Here is a 6,119-nt window from a genome sequence, read left to right as displayed (position 1 = left end):
CTATGATTGCTTTTTACAACGTTGAAATAGAATATAATTTAAAAGAATTGGAAGCTGAATTTTTTAAAGCTGTTGAAGTTTTAAAATCTTTAAAGTTTATTGATTCGGAAGAATACATATATCAAGCCCAAAAATCTGGACAAACTATTTTAGCTGAAGGTGCTCAAGGATCGCTTTTAGATATCGATTTTGGAACCTATCCGTTTGTAACATCAAGTAATACAACGGCCGCTGGTGCTTGTACTGGTTTAGGTGTTGCTCCTAATCAAATTGGTGATGTGTTTGGTATTTTCAAGGCGTATACAACACGTGTTGGTTCAGGGCCATTCCCTACGGAGTTATTTGATGAAGATGGTGCAACCATGGCTAAAGTAGGTAATGAATTTGGCGCAACCACAGGAAGACCAAGACGTTGCGGATGGTTAGATTTAGTAGCCTTAAAATATGCTTGTCAAGTAAACGGTGTTACGCAACTTATGATGATGAAAGGCGATGTGCTTTCTGGTTTTAAAACCCTAAAAGTATGTACAGCTTATAATTACAAAGGAAACATAATTGAGCATTTACCTTATAATATTGAACCTGAAAATGTACAACCTATCTATACCCATTTTAGTGGTTGGCAAGAAGACTTAACAGAAATGTCTGAAGCTTCTCAAATGCCAAAAGCACTTAATGACTATATCGCATTTTTAGAAAAAGAACTAGAAATTCCTATTACCATAGTGTCTGTAGGACCTGATAGAAAACAAACTATTTTTAGAAAATAATTTTTCTAAAATAACCTGACTTAAACGCTCCTAAACATTTTGGAGCGTTTTTTGTTTCAAAATACTTAAACATCATATTAATCGTTATTTTTGCTACAAACATTTATTATTTTGAATAAACTACACGTTATATTTTTCATGCTCTTATTTGGTTTAGTATCAACAATTAGTTTACATGCCCAGTCTGCAAAGAAAATTAAAATTGAATATGCTGGTAAACTAACTATTGACGAAGCTAATTATCCAGGTGCAAAAATTTTAACTCGTGATGACGCTCAACAAGTTCATATAGAACATGGTGGTGCTAACTTATGGTGCGATAAAGCCATTCATTATAGTCAAGATAATTTTATTGAAGCCTATGGTAATGTTATATTAAAACAAGGTGACACCATTAATATGACGTCGCAATATATTGAGTATAGCGGCATTACTGAATTGGCATTTGCAAGTGGTAATGTGGTAATGAATGACCCAAATTCCACAATTTCATCTGACACACTATATATGGATAGAACAAGGCAGCAAGCCTTTTATAGAAGTGGAGGAACAGTTGTAAAAGATTCATCGGGAACCATTACCAGTAAAATTGGTAGGTATTATATGGATCAAAAAAAATATCAATTTGTTGATGATGTCGTTTTAGTGAGTGATGAATCAACCATAAATTCTGATTACTTCGATTTTTATTCAGATTCAGGATACGCCTATTTATTTGGCCCATCAACGATTACTACCGAGGAAAGCAAAACGTATTGTGAAAAAGGTTTTTACGATACCGAAAACAAAATTGGCTATGCACTTAAAAAAGCAAGAATAGATTATGACAACAGAATTATTGAAGGCGATAGTTTATTCTTCGACAATAATAAAAGTTTTGCCTCGGCAACTAACAACATCACAGTTACTGACACAATAAACAAAAGTATTGTGAAAGGCCATTATGCCGAAGTTTTTAAAGAAAAAGATTCTGTTTTTATTACAAAACGTGCCTTGGCTATTACCGTTCAAGAAAAAGGTTCAGTTTACATTCATGCCGATAAAATTATGGTTACCGGAAAACCCGATAACCGCGTAATTAAAGCATATTACAATGCCAAAATATTTAAAACGGATTTAAGTGGTAAATCGGATTCTATTCATTCTGATCAAAAAACGGGTTTAACAAAACTATTGAATATTGCTTCTTTTTCTTCTGGTGATAAATTTTCAGTAAAACGAAAACCAATTCTTTGGAATTTAGAAAATCAAATGACCGGCGATACTATTCATTTATTATCCAATAATGAAACCGAAAAAATAGACTCACTCCTTGTTTTTGAAAACGCCTTTATAATAAGTAAAGATACTATTAGTAAAAACGGTTACAACCAAATAAATGGTAAACAATTGGTTGGGCTTTTTAATAACGAAAATCAGCTTAGGCAAGTCGATGTTACAAGAAATGCGCAATCCATTTTCTATGCGAGAAATGATAAACAAGAGCTTATAGGAATTGATAAATCAAAATCTGGAAGTATTACTATTTTGTTTGATAATGGCGATATTGATGAATACACACGATACAACCAAATTGATGGAAACCTATACCCAGAATCTAAATTCCCTGAAAAGGAAAAATTTCTAAAAGGATTTGATTGGCGTGAAGAGGAACGACCAAGAAGTGTTGAAGATTTGTTTAAAGATGACCCACCTTTAGAACTTCCAATTATTAAAGGTTTAGATGACTATATTCCTCAGGATGATTTTGTAGACGAAGCTATGCTTAGTCGCGTTAAAAAAGCGGATGAAACAACACAAACAAATAACGGAGAACCATCAAAAGCTTCAAGAAACTTGCCAAAAACAAATCAAAAAGATAAAGATGCTGCCCTATTAAAAAAGAAAGTTCTTGATGCACCAAAAAAGCTTAATATCCAGAAACCTGTAGCTAAAGAGTAAAATCAAATGAAACATGATTTCTTTAAATACCAAGCACAAACAACCCCTCACCCGCTAGCTATGGAGATTTCCCATGCTAAGGGATCTTACATATACGACACTAATAATAAATCTTATTTAGATTTTGTAGCTGGTGTTTCCGCTTGCCCTTTGGGACACAATCACCCAAAAGTTGTTACCGCCATTAAGAAACAACTAGACACCTATATGCATGTTATGGTTTACGGCGAATACATTCAAAAACCAGCTGTTGAACTTACAAAACTACTGGCAAGTCATTTGCCAAAATCTTTAGAAAAAACATATCTAACAAATTCTGGTACCGAAGCTATTGAAGGTGCTTTAAAATTAGCTAAACGAGCAACAGGACGAAGTGAGATAATCGCAGCCAACAAAGCTTATCATGGAAATACCATGGGAGCCATGAGCGTTATGGGTTTTGAAGAACGTAAACAAGCCTTCAGACCGCTTTTACCAAATATCAAGTTTATAGAATTTAATAATGAAAAAGATTTAGAAAAAATTACCACCAAAACGGCTTGTGTGATTCTCGAAACTATTCAAGGCGGTGCTGGCTTTATCGTTCCTTCAAATACTTATTTAAGCCAGGTTCAAAAACGTTGTAACCAAGTTGGTGCCCTATTAATTTTAGATGAAATCCAGCCAGGAATTGGCCGTACAGGTAAACTTTTTGGTTTTGAAAACTACGATTGTATTCCAGATATTTTAGTGACTGGCAAAGGTTTAGGTGGCGGCATGCCAATTGGTGCCTTTACTGCCTCAGGTAAACTTATGGATTTACTCCAAGATCATCCTAAATTAGGTCATATCACAACTTTTGGAGGGCATCCAGTTATTGCAGCTTCAGCCTTAGCCACTTTAAAAGAAATTACCGAAAGCAATTTGATGGAACAAGCAACTGAAAAAGAACAACTTTTTCGAAAACGATTAGTTCATCCATTAATTAAAGACATCAGAGGAAAAGGTCTCATGCTTGCCATTATTACAGCTTCTGAAAACGTTACAAATTCGCTAATATTAAAATGTCAAGAGCGTGGATTGATTTTGTTTTGGTTACTTTTTGAACCCAAAGCAGTACGAATTACACCACCTTTAACCGTCTCTAACGAAGAAATTAATATAGGTTGCCAAATATTAATTGATGTTTTAGACGAAATACATTCCTAACAACTAGACATTAAAACTTTACTAATCAGTCACTAAGCATCAAATACCTCATTAATTACTACAACTGTTGATTACTTTGTTAAAAACAATTTGTTGAAACAACATTAGAAAAGCGTTTAGAACCTTAATTTTATTCGAGTAGAAACTGATAAATGCGCTTATGGAGTTTGGTCATAATGACAACAACAACTTGCCTCTTACGAAGTTTGAATCGATGTTAAAAACAAATCATGTTTTGTTCTTTGATTCAGAAGAATTTGAAAACATCATTCATCATTACCTTAATCAAGGTAAAATAGCCTTAGCTAAAAAAGCCATTAAATTAGGTTTAAACCAGCACCCAACTTCTATTAATTTAAGACTTTTCAAAGTTGAAATTTATGTTTTTGAAGATAAGCTTGAAGAAGCCGATATGCTTTTAAGTGAATTATACATTTTAGACCCAACCAACGAAGAAATTTATATACAGAAAGCTAATATTTTTTCAAAAAAGGACGACCATGAGCAAGCTATTGAGATTTTAAAAAAAGCATTAGAACTTACTGATGATGTACTAGATTTATATTCACTTATTGGAATGGAATATTTATTTCTAGACCAATTTGAAAATGCAAAATTATTTTTCAAGAAGTGCTTAGAAGTTGATATCAATGATTATTCTGCACTTTACAACGTTATTTATTGTTTTGAGTTTTTAAAACAAAATGATGAAGCTATTACCTATTTGAATCAATTTTTAGATAAAAGCCCCTATTGTGAAGTAGCATGGCATCAATTAGGCAAACAATATTTCGCCTTAAAGGAATATGAAAAAGCATTAACATCTTATGATTTTGCAATCATATCTGATGACACATTTGTTGGAGCATATTTAGAGCGTGGTAAAGTATTAGAGCAACTTAAACGTTATCAAGATGCCATTGAAAACTACACTATTACGTTGCAATTAGATGAACCTACGTCCTTTGCATTACTGCGCATTGGGGGTTGTTATGAAAAATTAGAAAATCACGAATTAACCCTTCAATATTACGACAGAGCTGTTCATGAAGATCCGCAATTAGATAAGGGTTGGATTGCAATAACAAAGTTTTACAACAAAAAGGGCGATTACCAAAATGCGCTTACTTTTATAAATAAAGCTATAAATATTGATTCTGAAAATGTTAAATATTGGAAATTATACGCACAAATAAATCAGCGATTGCATTTTTACGAAGAAGCAGAACACGGTTATAAAAAAACTATCGAATTAGGTAACTACGAGCTTAGCACATGGTTATCACGAGGCGATTTATTAATTAAATTAGGTGAATCTCAGGAAGCCATATTTAATTTTGAACAAGCCATTGAATTTTATCCTGAGAATGCCGAAATTGAATATAGAATGGCTGGTTTATACTTCAAATTAAAAGAACTTGACAAAGGCACTTTCTACCTTAAAAATGGTTTCAAACACAATGAAGATTATACGTTTATTTTGGATGAACTTTTTCCAAATGTTTCAAAAGAACTTCTTGTGAAAAACATCCTTAAACAAATCTACAAGTAAAGATTTCTTACCGTTTAGATTAATTTTTTTTTTGTAATCAAATGTATACCTTTGATTTTAGCAAAAATATTAATATGCAAAGACGTCTTAAAGATTATTTAATCATTTCATTTAAGGGATTGGCAATGGGAGCTGCAGATGCCGTGCCTGGAGTATCAGGAGGAACCATCGCCTTTATTTCTGGTATTTATGAAGAACTTATTAATACCATTAGTAATGTAAATGGCGCTTTAATTAAAACACTTTTTAATGATGGTCTTAAAGCATTTTGGGTAAAAGCAAATGGTAATTTTTTACTAGCCTTGCTTTCTGGCATTATAATCAGTTTTGTGTCGTTCATGAAACTGGCAAAATACTTATTAGAACACCATCCAATATTAATCTGGTCTTTCTTTTTTGGGCTCATTGTAGCAAGTATTTATTTTGTTGGAAAACAAATAACCAAATGGGATCTTGTTTCCGTTTTAGCATTAATTATTGGTGCTGGTATTGCATTTTACATAAGTAAACTACCTTCTTTAGGGACTAACGAAAATCCATGGTTTTTATTTTTGGCGGGCTCCATTGCTATTTGTGCCATGATTTTACCTGGTATTTCAGGGTCTTTTATTCTTATTATTCTTGGCGCATACAAAACGCTAAGCAATGCTATTCATGATGTTGATATA

General features: G+C 32.8%; 5 protein-coding genes. All 5 read left to right on the top strand.

What is annotated here, in order from left to right:
• A partial coding sequence (locus WBN21_RS09930) for an adenylosuccinate synthetase (protein WP_424199840.1) occupies positions 1–770 on the top strand: 770 nt, incomplete at its 5' end.
• A 111-nt stretch (positions 771–881) separates the two neighbouring features.
• The gene (locus WBN21_RS09925) at positions 882–2,711 is read left to right on the top strand and encodes an OstA-like protein (protein ID WP_424199839.1); all 1,830 of its coding nucleotides are present in this window, start codon (positions 882–884) and stop codon (positions 2,709–2,711) included.
• Between the two features lie 6 nt (positions 2,712–2,717).
• Complete coding sequence (locus WBN21_RS09920; RefSeq protein ID WP_424199837.1) at positions 2,718–3,899, top strand: aspartate aminotransferase family protein; 1,182 nt, start codon at positions 2,718–2,720, stop codon at positions 3,897–3,899.
• A gap of 160 nt (positions 3,900–4,059) precedes the next feature.
• Positions 4,060–5,451, top strand: coding sequence for a tetratricopeptide repeat protein (locus WBN21_RS09915; protein ID WP_424199835.1), 1,392 nt, complete (start codon positions 4,060–4,062; stop codon positions 5,449–5,451).
• A gap of 74 nt (positions 5,452–5,525) precedes the next feature.
• On the top strand, positions 5,526–6,119 hold a 594-nt coding region (locus WBN21_RS09910), incomplete at its 3' end, for a DUF368 domain-containing protein (protein ID WP_424199833.1).

Source organism: Algibacter sp. (assembly GCF_049667265.1).
In the GTDB taxonomy this organism is placed as follows: Bacteria; Bacteroidota; Bacteroidia; order Flavobacteriales; family Flavobacteriaceae; genus Algibacter_B.
The sequence above is the reverse complement of the archived record's forward strand: the minus strand, read 5'-3'. Positions and strand labels throughout refer to the sequence as shown.

Excerpts from the sequence above, each read along its gene's own strand:
- WBN21_RS09915 (WP_424199835.1), top strand. The coding sequence starts at position 4,060 with ATGGAGTTTGGTCATAATGACAACAACAACTTGCCTCTTACGAAGTTT.
- WBN21_RS09920 (WP_424199837.1), top strand. The coding sequence starts at position 2,718 with ATGAAACATGATTTCTTTAAATACCAAGCACAAACAACCCCTCACCCG.